Annotated in this window: 13 protein-coding genes; 6 read left to right on the forward strand and 7 right to left on the reverse strand. The window is 48.2% G+C overall.

Going from position 1 to position 17,304, the window contains the following annotated elements; genetic code table 11:
• Window positions 1-89: 89 nt before the first annotated feature.
• Window positions 90-872 (forward strand): PhzF family phenazine biosynthesis protein, encoded by a 783-nt coding sequence (locus ACGHZ6_RS21925; protein ID WP_390616195.1) that lies wholly within the window; start codon window positions 90-92, stop codon window positions 870-872.
• Between the two features lie 81 nt (window positions 873-953).
• Window positions 954-1,427, forward strand: coding sequence for a methyltransferase family protein (locus tag ACGHZ6_RS21930; protein ID WP_390616196.1), 474 nt, complete (start codon window positions 954-956; stop codon window positions 1,425-1,427).
• Between the two features lie 13 nt (window positions 1,428-1,440).
• Here the strand turns inward: ACGHZ6_RS21930 and ACGHZ6_RS21935 are convergent, their stop codons facing one another.
• Together ACGHZ6_RS21935 and ACGHZ6_RS21940 are read right to left on the reverse strand one after the other, a co-directional pair.
• Window positions 1,441-2,352 carry a M56 family metallopeptidase gene (locus ACGHZ6_RS21935; RefSeq protein WP_390616197.1) on the reverse strand — a complete coding sequence of 304 codons (912 nt, stop codon included), beginning with the start codon at window positions 2,350-2,352 and terminating at the stop codon, window positions 1,441-1,443.
• Complete coding sequence (locus ACGHZ6_RS21940) at window positions 2,345-2,794, reverse strand: BlaI/MecI/CopY family transcriptional regulator (protein WP_390616198.1); 450 nt, start codon at window positions 2,792-2,794, stop codon at window positions 2,345-2,347. Before ACGHZ6_RS21940 ends, ACGHZ6_RS21935 begins: the two co-directional genes overlap by 8 nt.
• A gap of 233 nt (window positions 2,795-3,027) precedes the next feature.
• Here ACGHZ6_RS21940 and ACGHZ6_RS21945 point away from each other — a divergent pair, with 233 nt between their 5' ends.
• Window positions 3,028-5,097 (forward strand): TonB-dependent receptor, encoded by a 2,070-nt coding sequence (locus ACGHZ6_RS21945; RefSeq protein ID WP_390616199.1) that lies wholly within the window; start codon window positions 3,028-3,030, stop codon window positions 5,095-5,097.
• A 126-nt stretch (window positions 5,098-5,223) separates the two neighbouring features.
• Here ACGHZ6_RS21945 and ACGHZ6_RS21950 read toward each other — a convergent pair whose 3' ends face one another.
• From ACGHZ6_RS21950 to ACGHZ6_RS21960, 3 genes are all read right to left on the reverse strand, one after another.
• Window positions 5,224-6,489, reverse strand: coding sequence for an HD-GYP domain-containing protein (locus tag ACGHZ6_RS21950; RefSeq protein WP_390616200.1), 1,266 nt, complete (start codon window positions 6,487-6,489; stop codon window positions 5,224-5,226).
• Between the two features lie 141 nt (window positions 6,490-6,630).
• Complete coding sequence (locus ACGHZ6_RS21955) at window positions 6,631-9,063, reverse strand: TonB-dependent receptor (RefSeq protein WP_390616201.1); 2,433 nt, start codon at window positions 9,061-9,063, stop codon at window positions 6,631-6,633.
• 378 nt (window positions 9,064-9,441) lie between these two features.
• Window positions 9,442-11,109: an antiporter gene (locus tag ACGHZ6_RS21960; RefSeq protein WP_390616202.1), complete on the reverse strand. Its 1,668-nt coding sequence runs from the start codon at window positions 11,107-11,109 to the stop codon at window positions 9,442-9,444.
• 332 nt (window positions 11,110-11,441) lie between these two features.
• Here ACGHZ6_RS21960 and narL point away from each other — a divergent pair, with 332 nt between their 5' ends.
• Both narL and moeA read left to right on the forward strand, forming a co-directional pair.
• Window positions 11,442-12,098: a two-component system response regulator NarL gene (gene narL / locus ACGHZ6_RS21965; protein ID WP_390616203.1), complete on the forward strand. Its 657-nt coding sequence runs from the start codon at window positions 11,442-11,444 to the stop codon at window positions 12,096-12,098.
• Window positions 12,099-12,128: 30 nt separating this feature from the next.
• Window positions 12,129-13,364, forward strand: a complete 1,236-nt coding sequence (gene moeA / locus ACGHZ6_RS21970; RefSeq protein WP_390616204.1) for a molybdopterin molybdotransferase MoeA — start codon at window positions 12,129-12,131, stop codon at window positions 13,362-13,364.
• 173 nt (window positions 13,365-13,537) lie between these two features.
• On the opposite strand, the gene ubiM is transcribed toward moeA, so the two are convergent.
• Complete coding sequence (gene ubiM / locus ACGHZ6_RS21975; protein WP_390616205.1) at window positions 13,538-14,722, reverse strand: 5-demethoxyubiquinol-8 5-hydroxylase UbiM; 1,185 nt, start codon at window positions 14,720-14,722, stop codon at window positions 13,538-13,540.
• Between the two features lie 277 nt (window positions 14,723-14,999).
• Between ubiM and ACGHZ6_RS21980 the strand changes: the two genes are divergently transcribed.
• Window positions 15,000-15,473 carry a CBS domain-containing protein gene (locus ACGHZ6_RS21980; RefSeq protein WP_390616206.1) on the forward strand — a complete coding sequence of 158 codons (474 nt, stop codon included), beginning with the start codon at window positions 15,000-15,002 and terminating at the stop codon, window positions 15,471-15,473.
• Between the two features lie 73 nt (window positions 15,474-15,546).
• Here ACGHZ6_RS21980 and ACGHZ6_RS21985 read toward each other — a convergent pair whose 3' ends face one another.
• Window positions 15,547-17,271, reverse strand: a complete 1,725-nt coding sequence (locus ACGHZ6_RS21985; protein WP_390616207.1) for a protein kinase domain-containing protein — start codon at window positions 17,269-17,271, stop codon at window positions 15,547-15,549.
• Between the last annotated feature and the right edge of the window lie 33 nt (window positions 17,272-17,304).

Here is a 17,304-nt window from a genome sequence, read left to right on the forward strand (position 1 = left end):
ACCAAGTCCGACGTTACTGGCTGTCTAGCATTGCCTAGGGTAGTTTGATAATTTATTCCCTGTCTTAACTCAACGACAGGGAACAGGTTGTGACGTCTTTACCTATCTATCAAATCGATGCCTTTAGCCAACAGGCTTTTGCCGGAAATCCCGCTGCCGTGGTGCCATTACAGCAATGGCTGGCCGACGAAGTGATGCAAAATATCGCCAGTGAAAACAACCTGGCAGAGACAGTATTTTTTGTCCCAGAGGACGACGGGTTTTACATTCGTTGGTTTACCCCCGTGCGGGAGGTAAAACTCTGCGGTCACGCAACGCTTGCCGCTGCCTATGTATTATTCGAATACCTGGGTTTTAGTGAGCCTGAAATTAAATTTCAATCACTCTCTGGTTTACTGACAGTCAAGCAGGATAATCAGCGTTTAACCCTTAATTTTCCCGCCCAACCGCCAGAGCCACAGCACTGCCCTGAAGCCCTGGTCCAGGGCTTGGGAAAAACGCCCCTTGCCTGTTTGGCTAACGAAGACTGGATAGCCGTATTTGACAGTGAAGCAGACATACTGGCGATTGAACCAAATCACAGCGAACTGCAAAAGTTGGATAAACGCGGTGTTATCGCCACGGCGCCGTCAGATAAATACGACTTTGTCGCCCGCTTCTTTTCCCCCAAGTACGGCATCCCCGAAGACCCGGTTACCGGTTCGGCCTATACACAACTGATGCCCTACTGGACTGAACGCTTGGGTAAAAAATCACTTTATGCCAAACAGTTATCCAGCCGCGGCGGCGAGCTTTGGTGTGAGCTGATTGGAGACAGGGTAACCATTGCCGGATATGCAGCCACCTATTTGATCGGTGAAATAAACATCTAGCATTTGGGCTTGACCTTACAGCGGCTGGATAGTTTAGCCTTACCCGGGACAGATACCGACAATAAGAAAAGGAGAGAGACTGTGTTAACGCGTTTGGAAAACAAAATTCCACCACCGCTGGTGATGGTCATTAGTGCTGCAGCCATGTGGTTAATCGCAGCCAATACCCCTGTAGCGTTTTTAGCCACCTTATCGAGTAGCCTCTATTGGGGACTGATTTTCTTGCTATTCATATCCGGCTTGGGCATTGGCTTGGGAGGCATGCTGTCTTTTAAACATGCACAAACCACCATTAATCCTCTGAAACCTGAGAGCGCCAGCAATCTGGTGTCTTCAGGTATCTTTCAATATACCCGCAATCCTATGTATATCAGTTTGACACTTATGCTTTGTTCCTGGGGTGTGTACCTGCAGTCCGCCTGGGCCTGGATTCTGGTCCCGGTTTTTATGCTTTATATTACCCGCTGCCAAATTATTCCCGAAGAGCGAGCCATGCAGCAGCTGTTTGGTGAGGAGTTTGAACAATACAAAATGCGTGTGCGCCGCTGGCTATAATCTCATGGCCGGCTTAGTGCCAGCCTTCCAGCAAATGGTGTAACGGATCGGCCAGCAATAACAGACCAACAACCCCCACTACCAACAAACCATAAAGGCTTGGCCTGGCTTGCGGTGACGATTGCAACAGTGACTCTACCCGCAAGCGGGCATGGCTATCGGCAAAAGCACTGGCATAGGCTGGACTTGGCTGTTGCCAGCGAGCCAACTTGATGATCAGCTCCGCAACAGACTCTGGATCACTCACTCGTGTGGCCGCTTGATCACAGGCTTTTTCACACATCAGCTGATGATCTTCGATCAACTGTCGCGACCAGGTTCCTGGCAGAGGTGATAACAATACGCTCATCAGAATGCGACGCAAATTATCGTAGCGCTGCTGGTGAGCTTTTTCATGGGCAACAATGGTCGCTATATCCTGCTCGTCACAGCGTTGCAGTAAACCACTGCTGAGGAATATATCTGACTGCCAAACACCCACAGTAAATGCCGCCACCTGATCTTCCGGTAACTCAATATAATCCTGCTTGGCATTACCCACAAAGCGTAACTGCTTTAGTAAGCGCTGCGCCGGCAAATATAACTGGCGAACTTTTTGAGCCAAACGCACACAAATGAAAAGCGCAATCAGCAGTGCCGGCACAATAGCCAAACTGTTTACCGGCCCATGGGGTTTGCATAAACCGGAATGGCAATGCTCTACCACCAACCAACGCGCGACATCCGGCCAGTACAAACTCACCACTAACCAGATACTGCCCACGACAGGCAAAGCAGCATACAAGAGCAACAACAAACTGGCTTGCGCTGCAGAGACTTTATGCAATAACACGCGAAAGGCTGGATATACCAGGCGCAATACACTAGCGAGTACAAACCACAGGCCTAATAACATCAAGGCCACAGAAGCGAACCACTCAATCACGATCGGCCTCCTCCTTAGCAGTATCGCCCTGGGATTCCTGTCGCTGTGATCGGCGCTCATGAATCAGCTCTTCCAGCTGGTCCAGGGTGCTGTCATCGATACGGTCGGCAAAATCGACAAAGCTGGACAGAATCGGTTCAAGACTGCCGTTGTGTAATTGCTTGATCACACCACCGATTAAACGCCCCAACAATTCTGAACGCTGTACCTTGGGGGAATAGAGGTAGGCATGGCTCTGCTTGGTACGCAGCAGCAAACCTTTACGGTATAGACGTTCGAGAGTGGATTGCACGGTGCTTAGGCTGGAACGCTGGGACTCAGGCAAAGCCTGGTGTAAAGCACGCGCGCCCTGCCCCGGTGACAGCCACAAGGCCTCCATCACTGACAATTCCAACTCGCCCAACTGCGGCAGGGCATTAACTTGAGTTTTACGCTTAAACATCAATTATCTCAAACATCGGCAACATCTTATGACCCCAAAAAACCGAGTGGTAATCGGCGCTATTCAGGCCCTAAAGCCAAAACTGCCCTAACAGCCAAAATAACGTAACTTATTGATAGTTATACGCTTTTTGTTTGCCAAGTTAAATTCCGCTGGTTATTCTCTGGTCACTTTTCAGACACAATAAACGATTTAAGACGCCAGTCAACCGGCATTTATCTGCGGAGACCTTTATGCAAAAACACCTGTTAAGCTCAGCCATCGCGGCCCTTATCGCCAGCTATTCCTTGACCAGCTGGTCAGACGATCCCGACTCACTGGAACAAGTGGAAGTGACCGGTCGCCAGGTTAACTTAATCGGTGCTGCGCAAAGTGCCTCCCAGGGTGTGGTGAGCCAGGAAGAAATTGCCATCCGCCCATTATTGCGTACCGGTGAGGTACTGGAACTGGTGCCCGGTATGGTGGTGACCCAACACAGCGGCACTGGTAAAGCCAATCAGTATTTTCTGCGCGGTTTTAACCTCGATCACGGCACCGACTTTGCCACCTTTGTCGACGGTATGCCGGTGAATATGCGCAGCCACGGCCACGGCCAGGGTTATACCGATTTGAATTTTGTAATTCCTGAAACCGTCAAAACCCTTGCCTATAAAAAAGGCGCTTACTACGCCGATGTTGGTGACTTTAGCGGCGCAGGTAGTGCCGCTATGCAAACCTTTACTAAACGCGATCAAGGCGAAGCTGAACTGACCCTGGGGCAAGATGACTACCGTCGCTTGCTGTTAACTGACAGCATTGAGTTTGCCGGTGGCGATCTGTTGTATGCCATTGAGCGCAACACTTATGAAGGCCCCTGGAAGGATATTGACGAAGACCTGGATAAAACCAATGTGCTGTTAAAGCACACCCAAGCCATGGCTGACGGTGAATTCAGTATCTCATTAATGGCTTATGACAATAGCTGGGACAGTGCCGATCAGATTCCACAGCGTGCCGTTAATCAAGGCATTATTGATGAGCTCGGCTCTATCGATACCTCCACCGGCGGTGAGTCCAGCCGCTATAGCCTCAATGCACAATGGCAAAATAAACAATGGCAAGTCTCTGCCTACGCCATCAACTACGATATGAACCTGTGGTCTAATTTCACTTACCTGCTGGATGACACCGCGAATGGCGATCAATTTGAACAGGTGGATAAGCGCTGGATCTATGGTGGTTCCGTTAACTACCAACTGCAACCACAAACCTTGTTTGGAAAACCCATGCAAAATCGTCTGGGGGCAGAAGTGCGCTATGACGATATTGGTGAAGTCGCGCTTTATAAAACCCAAGACCGCCAGCGTTTGGGAACCGTTAGAAAGGATGCCGTTGAAGAGCTAAGCGTTGGCCTGTTTTGGGAAAACCAACTGCAGTGGACAGATAAACTAAAAACCATTGTCGGAGTGCGCCACGACTTCTACGATTTTGATGTCGATAATAAAGCCGGTACCAACACCAATGGCGTTAACCTCGATAGCAACAGCGGTAGTGAAGACGATAACCTAACCTCACTCAAAGCCAGCGTGATTTACACCCTCAACGAAAACTGGGAGACCTATGCCTCCATTGGCGAGGGCTTCCATTCCAATGACGCCCGTGGTTCGACTATTAAGGTTGATCCTGCCGACGGTTCCAGCATTTCCCCTGTAGACCCGTTAGTGAGCTCTCTAGGTTATGAAGTGGGTGTGCGCGGCTTCTTTACCGAGCGTTTAAATACTTCTCTCGCCCTGTGGCATCTGGAACTCGACAGCGAACTGCTGTTTGTGGGTGATGCCGGCAATACCGAAGCCAGCGGTAAATCTGAACGTCATGGCATTGAACTTACCGCCTATTACCGATTAAACGAACACTGGAATCTGGATCTGGAATACGCCTACACCGATGCCAGTTTTAAAAATGCGGGCCCCGAAGGTGATCATATCCCCGGCGCGATTGAACATGTATGGCAAGCGGGCGTTAGCGCCCAATTCCATAGCGGCTGGTTTGGCAGCTTGCGTTTGCGCTACTTTGGCGAGCGCCCGTTAGATGAAAGTGGTGATATTACCTCTGACAGCACCACTATTGCTAACCTGCGTGTCGGTTATACCCAGGGCCCCTGGACGGTTAAGGCCGATGTGTTAAACCTGTTTGATAGTGACGATCATGATATCGATTATTTTTATGAATCGCGGTTGCCGGGTGAGGCTTCCGGGGTAGAAGATAATCACTTCCATCCCTTAGAACCTAGAACGCTGCGGGTGGCGGTGAGTTATCAGTACTAACTAAGCTAGCCTTAAGAATACTTTTTAGGTTCTTGCAGTTACTTCCTTAATGTCATTCCTGCGTAGGCAGGAATGACATTAATAGAGAATGGAGAAATGTATTAACTGTAGATTTCTTAACGCCAATTATCGATTCATATCGATCATTTCAAAGAAATAACCAACCCGCTCTTTAATCCCCAAATAATCGTAAATACGCTTATCGTAATCTTCAGGCTTAAGCACATCGGTAATAGAAATTTCATCCTGCTCAGCCAAATCTATCGACAGGGCTTCGCGCCGAGGAATATCAGGGCTGTACAACAACACCTGCGGTTTTAATAAAGCCTTGGCATTAATCGCAGTGACCAAACCAATACTGTCATCCGACAAACGTACAACGGTGCCCGGCGGATAAACCCCCATATTGGTAATAAAACGCTGTACCAGTGTGCCATCAAGCTTGCCTTTATATTTGGCAAACAAAATCGCCATTACCGCCTTGGGCGGTAGTGCATTGTCTGGATTGGGCGGATTACACAGATTGTCGTAAATATTGGTAATGGCAACAATCTTGGCGTTGTTATTTATAGCCTCGCCTTTTAATCCCTGTGGATAACCGCTGCCATCAAGAAATTCATGGTGTTGGGCGATAATGGCTTTGGCATCCTTACTCAGATCGTGCACTTTACTGGCCAGCTTAACGCCCGCGATAGTATGAGTTTGCAGCAGACTTTTTTCCGCTTTGGTTAAGGGGCCACGCTTCATCACCACGGCGGAAGGCAACAACGCCTTGCCAACATCATGCAACATGGCGCCAATACCCAGGTCTCGCAATTGCTCGCCCTTAATCCCTAAAGAGCGCCCAACCAACATTGCCAACACTGTAGTATTTAGCGCGTGGTTATAAAACGAATAATCATCCGGCGAGATATTGATAAGGTTGATTAAAATATCGCCATCCGATTCAAATGCCTTGGCCATTTCATCCACAACCTCTGCCGCATCACGCATGGCATTGGCTGGAGATACATTGAGGTCTTGCGTCAGGCGTTTGACTTTTTTTACTGTTTCTTTGTAGCGCTTTGCCAATTCGCTGCGTCTACGACGGTATTGAGCTGCTTCCTGTACTTTAGCTTCTTTCTCTTGCCAAAGCTGTTCTTCCGAAGCGACTTGAACAGGTGCCTGCTGTTTATCTGCAGCGGGAACTTTAGCATCACTTTTAGAGGGGATAACCGTAACTTCCTGAAGATCTAGTCCCTGAATAATATCCACTTCCTGCTGCGTTTTAATCTTAAAACGGCTGAATAGAAAGGGATGTTTGTTCCAGGACAACTCCAGATCTACATAAAGTCCGGGCACTAATTTGGCGACGGGAACTTTGATCTTCTTGGATTTCTTTAACAGCGACATACAAGTTACAACGAGGAAGGTGTAGTAAATCTAAACATACCTATTAATTGTGTAACTTTATAACACACCTGATAGAGACAAAAAAGCCAGCACGGTTAAGTGCTGGCAATAACATCAGAGAGAGACGACGGGTTGATGTAGTTAAAAGCGGTAGAGGCCTTCGATTGCAACGGTTCTGGGGCGGTTGATTTGGGCGGTGCGGCCGCCGTCAGGAACACCATTACCATCATCATCCAGCACTCCAATAAAGGCACCTTGGGAGAGACTTACGTTGTAATTCATAATGCGCTTGTCGGATAAGTTTTTGCCGATAACCGCTACCTGCCATTTATCGTCCCCAGATACCAGGGCAATACGCATATTATAAATTGTCGCTCCGGCCTGCTCACCACGATCATCCAGATCGTTTGAGGTGTAGTGATTATCCTTGAAATTAGCATCGAGAGTTGTACGCAACTCTAAGGTATCACCAATTGGCATAGTGTGATTAGCACTTAAATTGGCGGTCCACTCTGGAGTCTGTAAATTCTCGCGCCCTTTGGCACTACAGTTGCCGTTAGGAGTTGATACTGCTGGGCCCTGTCCGGGACATACAGCCTCTTCGTATTCCTCCCACTCAAAATCGAGATAAGCGATACCAGCGGTGAATAGCAAACTTGCTGTTGGCCGCCAGCGACCATCCAACTCCATACCTCTAACCGTAGCTTCACCGGCATTAAGTACATTAAAGCCGAAGGTGCCATCAAACACACTCACCTGCATATCGGTATAGTCAGTTTGATAAATAGCGATGTTAAGCTCAGCAGTATTATCGAGTAAGGTCATTTTGGCGCCGAGTTCCAGCGTTTCGGCTTCTTCCTGATCATACTCAAAATTTTCACCTCCCAATGCCAAGGTTGGTAAACCGAAAACATTATTTGTGGTCGTTGCATTGTTAATGCCGCGCGCATCATAACCGCCGGCTTTATAGCCTTCTGAATAGGTGGCATAAAGCATAACGTCTGGCGTTAGGTCATATTGCATATTGAAAGACGGAGTCCAATTTGATTTACTGAAATCGTCTTTTAACCTGTGATCTATCAATCCAAAGCCAACGCCTAATGCAGTTGACATTGTTGTAGAACAGTCCGCACTGATCGTACATGGTAAGCCATCTATCGCACTAACATTGGATTGCAATACCCCAGGGACATTAACAGAGAATGTATCCTGCTGACGAGTTCCCTCCTTTTCATCCTTGGTATAACGCAGGCCTAATGTCATACGAAATTCTTCGGTAACATTCCAGGTTGCCTGCGCAAAAGCAGCCCAGGTTTCGGTTTCCTGCTTGAAAGGACGAACAACCAAAGAATCAAAGGGTGTAGGCAAGGGCCCTAAACCTAAACTGGAGACCATCAGCGTCGCATCTTCCTGATACTCCTGCTCCGATTCCTGATAGAAAAGCCCGACAATGTAATCAATTGTCTCTCCGCCAGGAGATGTCAATCTGAATTCTTGGCTAAATTGATCAAACTGCTCATCCATATCAAGGGAAAGTAAATTTACTTCTGAAGCCTCACCATCATAGTTCTCTTCATCGTAATCAAACTCGGTGTAAGCCGTTATCGAAGTGAATACAATGCCATTACTTAACTCATAATTTACATTAAGCACATAGGCATCACTATCAAACTCCATCGAGTTAAAGTTATTTGAGAATTGGTTATTATCCAACTCTTCATTATCAACCAAGGTTCCCACTAATCCCGGATAGAGAACATATTCGCCCAAATCTGTAACCTGACCCGGCCGACCATTATCCCGCTCAATACTGGCCGTTTCGATTTTCAAAGAAGCATCAAGGGAATCGTTAATATCCCAGGCCAAGGTTAATCGCGCTGCTTGCTCATCCAATTCCGGCGCATGCTTATCAATAGTACGATTGCGTAAATAACCATCTTCCTGTTTATCACGCACCGCCAGACGAGCTTTCAGATTCTCTGTTAACGGACCCGACACATAGGCATTCAATTCCGTCTCATCATTCATCGGCGCATGGCTGGCGCTGACCATACCCTCAAATTCATCGGTGGGTTTGGCACTCACCAGACTGATGGCACCGGCAATCGAGCTTTGGCCAAACAGAATACTCTGTGGTCCGCGCAAGACTTCAACACGCTCCAGATCCATAAACGACGAGCGGGATTGCAAACTGCGGCCCATATAAATGCCGTCAGAGTAGGTGCCCACCGATTGCTCAAAACCCTGGTTAGCCCCAGAGCCAATGCCGCGAATATACATTTGCGGCACCAGACCGCCTTCGACAATCTTTAGATTGGGAACATAGGCCGACAAGTCCTGTAGGTTTTCAATACCGGCCTCTGCCAGTTTTTCACCGCCAACAGCACTGACTGAAATAGGAACATCCTGCAAGCTCTGCGCACGTTTCTGTGCGGTAACCACGACTTCTTCAAGGGCGAACTCTTCAAGTTCATCCTGTGCCATTGCAGACAAAGAAGACATGGATATAGCGAATGCCAAAGGAGTTAAAACGAGAGTGGAACAGCTGCGATTTTGTAGTCTCTTGCTCTTCATAGTCGTAACCTTTGTGTTTTGTGAATATTATTTTTTAGTTACACAACACTAGAAGATTAGGAGATGCTGACAGAATAGCAAATTGGTTATATAAAACTGAATTTAGATAGCGATTATATAGACAGCATCTTGTCGTCTATTAACAAGTGTGTACAAGATAAGTGATGTAACCGACGTCAAAATATGGGGTTTTGGCGCCTGAAAATGCTGTTATAACTTCTATTAGAAGTAATGGGAAAACCATTTTATAACAATAAGAAATTAGGAATAAATTTTACAATTATTTGTGAACCACCGGTCAAAGAGCAAATTTTTATCCCCCCAAAACGAAAAAGGCCCGCTAGTTAACAGCAGGCCTTTTGAGGTTGGATGAGTGATTTAAGGGTTATAGAACTCACCATCCTTGCGCAGGTAGAACCACCAGTTAACGAAGACACACACGCCGTAGAACGCTGCGAAGCCAATCAGTGCAACTTCAGGGGTAGTCGCTTTAATTTGCTCACCCAGTACCTTAGGAATATAGAAGGCACCGTAAGCAGCAACCGCAGAAGTCCAACCCAGTACAGGACCCGCCTGCTCTTTAGGGAATACCATGGCAATGGTACGGAAGGTTGAACCGTTACCGATACCGGTAGCCGCGAACAGCAGCAGGAACAGGGCGAAGAAAGGCACGAAGTATTCTTCAGGGGTTGCAGAGTTGTAGGCAGCCTTCATGTAGTAAGCCACGCCCAAGGCGCTACCAATCATCACTACAGAACACACCTGAGTTACCAGAGCACCACCCAGCTTATCGGATACCCAGCCACCCAGAGGACGGATCAGTGCACCGATGAAAGGCCCCATCCAGGCGTACATCAACGCACTAGGACCGTTAGGGTTAGCCGTATCGTGAGTCATTACCCCATCTACCATCAGATGCTGATAACCGAAGATCACTTTAATGGACAGCGGGAAAGATGCTGCGAAGCCAATGAAGGAACCGAAGGTCATGGTGTAGATCACACTCATTACCCAGGTATGACGGTTACCGAAGATTTGGTATTGGCGACTCAGGTTACCTTTAATCTGACCGGGAATCTGCTTGAGCAGGAATACGGTAGAGGCAACAACCAGCACCAGTACGATTTCTTTGGGTACACCGAAACCGGAACCGTTGGCTGATTCAGGCAGTAATAACCACAAACCAAACGCCGCAGTACCAAAACCGATCAGCAGCATAAAGCTGACAATACTAAAGCTACCCAGGGCACCAGGGATTTCTGGTGATACATCGGTGGTACGCAGGTTGTTCATACCGAACCAGCCCAGGAAGGCCAGAGGGATCAGGAACAGCAACCATACGAAGCCCGCATTCTGAATATAGGTTTCAGAACCTGCAGGAATCTTACCGATCAAGGTACCGGAAGTGTTTTGCAACACCATGGATTCACCACCCATCGCACCGAACAGGCCAAAGGTCATGGCCAGCGGTACCAGGATTTGCATGGTGGTTACACCAAAGTTACCCAGACCAGCATTCAAGCCCAGAGCCAAGCCCTGCTGTTTACGCGGGAAGAAGAAACTGATGTTTGACATGGATGATGCAAAGTTACCGCCACCAATACCGGACAGTAAGGCCAAGACCTGGAACACCCACAGTGGCGTATTCTGGTTTTGCAACGCAATACCTGCACCAAAGGCAGGAATCATTAACAATGCAGTAGTAAAGAAGATGGTATTGCGACCACCACATAACCGAATAAAGAAACTACTCGGAATACGTAAAGTAGCACCGGTTAAACCGGCAATGGCCATGAGTGTAAATAATTCTGATTTTTCAAAAGGGAAACCCAGGTTCAGCATTTGAACCGTGATTACGCCCCAATAAAGCCAGACTGCAAAACCACACAGCAAGCTCGGAATGGAGATCCATAGGTTACGATTGGCAACCCGCTTTCCTTCTGCGTCCCAAAAACTAGCATTTTCAGGATCCCATGTATGAATGTCTGCCCCAGAAGATTTGCCGGGGGAGCCACCTACAGGATCCACCGTACGTGAATCTGTCATAACCTTCTCCCATGATTTAAATAAGGTCAGGCTCACTATGCGGCAGGCCGCGGAATCTGCTCAACTTGCACAAAGGAGTAGGGATAATCAGGCAATCTCAAACGCTACATACCCACAAAGTGGTAGAACAGCCCCTCAGCCCAGACTATGACCGCTCCGCCATCAATAGACAGCTACCCATTAGGGGATAAAGACCTCTATCCCCCACTTTCCGTGAAGTGAAAACTGGATGATCTAGGTCAAGTAAACTCCGAGGCAGGCTTGCCATTTCAAGGCGCCTTCGCCAAAGTGGAAGCTATAAAAATTTGACCGATTTTAGGGGATACGAGGAAATGTCTGAGAGCTCCGCCACTCTTGAAAGTGCAACACTGATGCTGGTAGACGATCACCCACTCTTGCGTAAAGGCTTGTCGCAGCTAATAGAGTTGGAAGATGATCTCGAAGTAATTGCTGAAGCCAGCAGTGGCGCCGAGGCCTTGGAACTGGCCAAGCAACATGAGCCTGACCTGATTCTGCTGGACCTGAATATGCAAGGCATGGACGGTCTGGAAACCCTGAAGGCCATGCGCGAAGCACAAATTGAATCCCGCATTATTATGCTGACCGTCTCCGATAACGACGAAGATGTGGTTTGTGCCATCACCTACGGCGCCGATGGTTATCTGTTAAAAGATATGGATCCAGACCAGATTCTGGACAAAATCAAAGAAGCAGCCCTGGGTAAAATGGTGATCAGTGACAAACTGACCCATATTCTCGCCGGCGCTATTCGCAAGGGTGACAACAGCCGCACCAGCTTGCTCGCCAGCCTGACCAGTCGCGAGCACGATATCCTTAAGCAAATCGCCAAAGGCTTAAGTAATAAACTCATTGCCCGCGAGCTGGATATTTCTGACGGTACGGTCAAGGTCCACGTAAAACATATCCTGAAAAAGCTGGGGCTTCGCTCTCGGGTAGAAGCCGCCGTATGGATGGTTAACCAAAACTAAAGCAAGCCAAAAATCGAGATAGATAACATTATGGGCTGTTGCGACGCGCCAGGCTTGATGCCGCTTAATGAAGCCATCAACCAACTGCTTAACAGTGTAAAACCGTTAACGTACACAGAAACTGTCGGCCTGGAACTGATCCTTGACCGAATCCTCGCGGCAGATATCACCGCGCCGATTAATGTCCCAGGCTACGACAACTCTGCCATGGATGGTTACGCCATCCGGGCAGAAGACATTAACGCGAGCAATAAAACCCTCACCCAAGTCGGTAAATCCTTTGCCGGTGCCCCCTATACAGAAGAACTGCAAGCAGGCCAATGTGTACGCATTATGACCGGCGCGCAAATCCCGGCCGGCGCCAACACCGTGGTCATGCAGGAAGACACATCGGCGGATAACGAGTCCATTACCTTTTTAACGGCCATCAAACCCGGCAGCCATATCCGTAAAGCCGGGGAAGATATTCGTTTGGGTGAAGTGGTTTTACACAAAGGCCGTCGCCTAAGACCTGCTGACCTGGGTCTACTGGCATCACTTGGTCTTGCCGAAGCAAACGTCTATCGCCCACTGCGCATTGCCCTATTCTCTACCGGTGATGAATTGCGCTTACCGGGACAAACGCTCGACCCCGGTTGCATTTACGACAGTAACCGCTTTGTCGTCGAGGCCATGTTAAAACGCCTGGGCATCGATATTTTGAACCTGGGCATATTACCCGACGATAAAGACGCACTGCGCAGCGCCTTTGAGGATGCTGCCAGTAGTTGCGATGCCATCATTACCTCTGGTGGGGTTTCTGTTGGCGAAGCCGACTACACCAAAGACATTCTCGACGAACTTGGCAAAGTTAACTTCTGGAAAGTTGCCGTAAAACCCGGCAAGCCTTTTGCCTTTGGGCATGTTGGGGCCGCGGTATTTTTTGGTTTACCCGGTAATCCGGTATCTGCAGCGGTTACCTTTCATCAACTCGCTTTACCAGCCATTCAAAAAATGGCGGGAGAAACTGTCGAACCGCCTATCACCGTTCAGGCGACAACCGAGCATACATTACGTAAACATCCAGGGCGGACGGATTTTCAGCGTGGTGTTTTAGCGCAGCTGGAAGATGGTAGTTGGCAGGTTTGTGATACCGGTAGTCAGGGCTCCGGGATGTTGTCTTCAATGGTGAAGTCGAATTGTTATATTCGATTGGCGGCGGACGAGGGTAATATTGAAGCTGGCGAGCTTGTTGACGTTATTCCTTACGATCGGTGGATTAGCTAACCCCACCGTCACTCCAGACCTCTATAACGCCATCCCCGTGAAAACGGGGATCCAGGGATACGAAGATCGTTGACGCCGAATACTACAGTGGGTGTTAATGGAATGCGTACATGAGGACTAGCAGGCGCCATTAAACTGGATCCCCGTTTTCACGGGGATGGCATACCAAAGAACTAACGTATCTGCGTCAATCTATGTGTTACTAATTTTTTAAACGGCGCAATATTATTACCTACCCGAATCGCCGCCTTCCTCGCCAACTTCGCCAAAGGCCGATCATCAGTATATAACCGCACAATCATATTGGTAGATTCGTATAACGGCTTAGCCAGCAATTGATGCCGCCACTCATAACCTTGGAGCACAGACAGGGAACCAATATCTTTACCCTGCTGCTTAGCCTTTAAAATTTGTTTGGCCAGGGTATCGGCACTGCGAAGACCCAGGTTGTAACCATGGGCCGTTACAGGATGCATACCTACGGCTGCATCACCAATTAAGGCATAACCTGGACTGACAAATTTATCGGCATAGGCCCCCACCAAGGGATACGAAAAACGCTCGCTAACCAAGGTTAACTTACCCAGCCGATGCTCCAGCATATCACTCACACAACTCTCAAAGTCTTCCGGACTGGAACTTGTTAATTCCTCGGCTTTGGCAGCAGGAACGGTAATGACAATAGATGAAGTATTCTCTCCCAAGGGTAGGATTGCGCAGGTTCGGCCATAGTAGAAACACTCTTGCGCAGTGTTGCGGTGACTGCCAGGGTGGGTCATATTGCAGACGATCATCACCCGGCCAAAATCTTTCATTTTGGCACCAATGCCCATCATTCTGCGCGTTGTGGAGAAACGGCTATCGGCAGAGACAACCAAGCTTGCCTCAATCACGTCACCATTATCCAATACAACTCGGCCACCTGAGCCCGAAGCGCTGGTACTGATAACCGACTGCTCATAAAGCCAATCAACATTCTTCAGCGTTTGCGCCTGACTAAACAGCGCTTTGCGAATCTGGTGATTTGCCACCAGGTAACCCAAGGGGGCATCAGGATCATCACTGCGTTCAAAGTGAAGCGCGTAGGGAGAACTACCGTCCTGCACTGTAGCTTCACACAGCGGGTGAACCACATCAGATTCAAAGCGTTGCCAAACACCCATTTCCATCAAGATGGTTTTCGACAAATGCGTCATCGCAATATCGCGACCATCCATAGGCGGATCACTTAATTCAGCTTTACTTTGTGGATCAATTAAACAGAGCTGCAAACCACTTGAAGCCAGCGCACAGGCCAAACTTAAACCCGCTGGCCCCGCACCAATAACAGCAATATCAACCTGCTTTACAGCCCCCATAGTAGACACCCTTCGTCCTGATACCGTTAAAGCCACAAAGCCTAATCAATTCGGTTTTATTACCCATTGATCCTTATCAAGTACAGTGCCATGAAAAACTATCTACCACCAATGCCTCACGGCTACTCACAACACCTCTGCCAGTTCACGTAAATATATTGATCTCGCTCAATAATTAACGGCCCTAATCTACAATAATGGGTACAAAGGTTATCCATTAATAGACCAAAGGTAGACGCCCCAGAATAGGGCAATGCACCAAAAAGAGGAATAGAATATGAACAATATCACCGCCGCCGACATTATGAGTAAAGATGTACTTTTCGCCTATGAGGGCTGGTCCATAAAATATCTGGCGACCTTTCTCAGCGAAAAGAAAATTAGCGGTGCCCCTGTTGTTGCTTCCGACAATGAATTAATTGGCGTCGTCAGTGTGACCGATATTTTCCGCTTTGAGAATCAAGGCGACGCCGGTAAGGTTGATGCTCTCCGCGATTACTATCAAGCCGCTTACGGTAACGATATTGATCACCTGGAACTGGATCAGTGGACGCACAACGCGGAAGAAAACTGCACTGTTCATCAGATTATGCAAAAGCGAGTCATCTCTGTCAGTGAAGATACCAGCATCAGCGATATCGCCAAAACCATGCTGATCAATAAGATTCATCGAGTGTTTGTAACTACCGATAACAAAGTGGTTGGCATTATCACTACATCCAACTTATTAAATCTGTTGGCTGAATCCTAATCTAAAACTCGATGCTGTCGCTCCTGCGTAGGCAGGAGCGCAGTGTCTTTAACACTCCTTGAGTTTATTCCCCTCATTCCATCCGACTAAATAAATACAACACCAAAAAAAACGACAAAAACCAAAATCCGGACAACAGCTTCCAGAACAGTAGCGAACTGGTATTTTTTTCCACAACCGGATCCGTACGCAAAAACTCAGGGTTAGGTTGTGTCAAATCCTGTATCAGCTCGTCAATCGAGTGATAACGCTCTTGCAACTCAAAAGAAACCCCTTTCTCCAATGCAGAATCAAACCACACGGGGATAATCGGGTTGTACTTAGTTGCTGACTGGTAGCGCAAGCGATCGTAATCCAGGGCCGTACGGCACTCTTCTACGCCATTACCGTAAGGCAAGTGCCCGGTAAAGATTTCATAAGCCAAGGTCGCCAGGGCATAGACATCGCCCTGTATACCCGGATTGCGACCCATCAGGTACAAGGGGTCAGAATAACTCGCCGTCCCCAAAGCACCTTCATGTTTTAAAGGCCGCTGTAATTCAGCCAGGCCCGCAACATAGACGGAGCCAAAATCCAAGATAATCACCCGCCCATCATTAGCAATAATGATATTGCCCGGTTTTAAATCCTGATGAATCGCTTCATTACTGTGGAAGGCTTTTAAGCCTTCGGCAATTTGTTTAACAATTGAAATACTTTGCTTGGGGCTGGGGTGTTGATGTCTGGCAATCCAATCATCCAGCCCCTCGCCTTCGACAAACTCCATTAAATAATAAAGAGCAGTTCTAGGACGAAGCTGATCGATCACCTTGACAACATGCGGGCTGTGAATGCGCTTACCAATCCACTCTTCTTGAATAAAACGATCAATATAAGATACGTCGTCCTCAAAGTTGCGCGACGGGGTTTTCATCGCCAACTGCTCGCCAGTCGCTTCGTCCTCCACCAGGTAGAGCTGACTGCGGCTGGAGGCAAAGATTTCTTTAACAATCCGATAACCATCCAACTTCATTCCCACCGCTAAATCGGGCGGGAAGGGCAAACGCGTTAGCTGTGCGCTGTAGTCATCCAGATTTTCCCCAGGCAATACTTTTACATCGGCGACAATAGCGCTGAGGTTATCATCGGTTTTAGCGTTGATCGCCTCCTGCTTCAGACTGGCTACAATCTCTTCAGCAGACTTATCTTCACCCATCAAACTCGCCAAGCTCTCCGGCGAGATAAAATCGTGCACGCCATCGCTGGTCAACAACAACCTGTCGCCTTCTTCCAGCGGGGTATGGCCATAGTCAACATGCAAACGGCTATCCATTCCCATCGCTCGCGCTAAACAGGTATGGTTGTCGGCAATGGTAGCAACATGATCGGTGGTTAACTGTTTTAACTCACCATCCCGCCACAGGTAAACCCGGCTATCGCCTACATGGAAGTAATGCAGGGTCCGGCTTTTTACCACTACGGCACTGAAGGTGCACAAATATCCTTTAGTCTCGCTGGTAAATTCATGGCTTTTGCGAAACAGGCGCAGGTTAACCGTCGAGAGTATTTTTTCGCCACTGCGTGATACCGACCAGGTATCCGGGGTTTGATAGTACTCTTCAATAAAACGTTCGATGGTTGTAGCACTGGCTTCCCGACCTGCCTCAGCCGTTGACACTCCATCGGCCACAGCCAGGGTAATTCCCTTGCTCATTAACGGGTAAGACTCCGCAGGCTGGTAACAACCGACGGAGTCTTCGTTAATGGGTTTTATGCCCGCCTCACTGAAGCGGGCTATATCCAGTTGCAATTCGGTCATGCAACGTTTTCCTTAATGGCTACACATGATCTA

The sequence above is a fragment of the Maricurvus nonylphenolicus genome, from assembly GCF_042854845.1.
Lineage (GTDB): Bacteria > Pseudomonadota > Gammaproteobacteria > Pseudomonadales > Cellvibrionaceae > Maricurvus > Maricurvus nonylphenolicus.

Excerpts from the sequence above, each read along its gene's own strand:
- ACGHZ6_RS21940 (WP_390616198.1), bottom strand. The coding sequence starts at position 2,794 with ATGTTTAAGCGTAAAACTCAAGTTAATGCCCTGCCGCAGTTGGGCGAG.
- ACGHZ6_RS21945 (WP_390616199.1), top strand. The coding sequence starts at position 3,028 with ATGCAAAAACACCTGTTAAGCTCAGCCATCGCGGCCCTTATCGCCAGC.
- ACGHZ6_RS21950 (WP_390616200.1), bottom strand. The coding sequence starts at position 6,489 with ATGTCGCTGTTAAAGAAATCCAAGAAGATCAAAGTTCCCGTCGCCAAA.
- ACGHZ6_RS21955 (WP_390616201.1), bottom strand. The coding sequence starts at position 9,063 with ATGAAGAGCAAGAGACTACAAAATCGCAGCTGTTCCACTCTCGTTTTA.
- ACGHZ6_RS21960 (WP_390616202.1), bottom strand. The coding sequence starts at position 11,109 with ATGACAGATTCACGTACGGTGGATCCTGTAGGTGGCTCCCCCGGCAAA.
- narL (WP_390616203.1), top strand. The coding sequence starts at position 11,442 with ATGTCTGAGAGCTCCGCCACTCTTGAAAGTGCAACACTGATGCTGGTA.
- moeA (WP_390616204.1), top strand. The coding sequence starts at position 12,129 with ATGGGCTGTTGCGACGCGCCAGGCTTGATGCCGCTTAATGAAGCCATC.
- ubiM (WP_390616205.1), bottom strand. The coding sequence starts at position 14,722 with ATGGGGGCTGTAAAGCAGGTTGATATTGCTGTTATTGGTGCGGGGCCA.
- ACGHZ6_RS21980 (WP_390616206.1), top strand. The coding sequence starts at position 15,000 with ATGAACAATATCACCGCCGCCGACATTATGAGTAAAGATGTACTTTTC.
- ACGHZ6_RS21985 (WP_390616207.1), bottom strand. The coding sequence starts at position 17,271 with ATGACCGAATTGCAACTGGATATAGCCCGCTTCAGTGAGGCGGGCATA.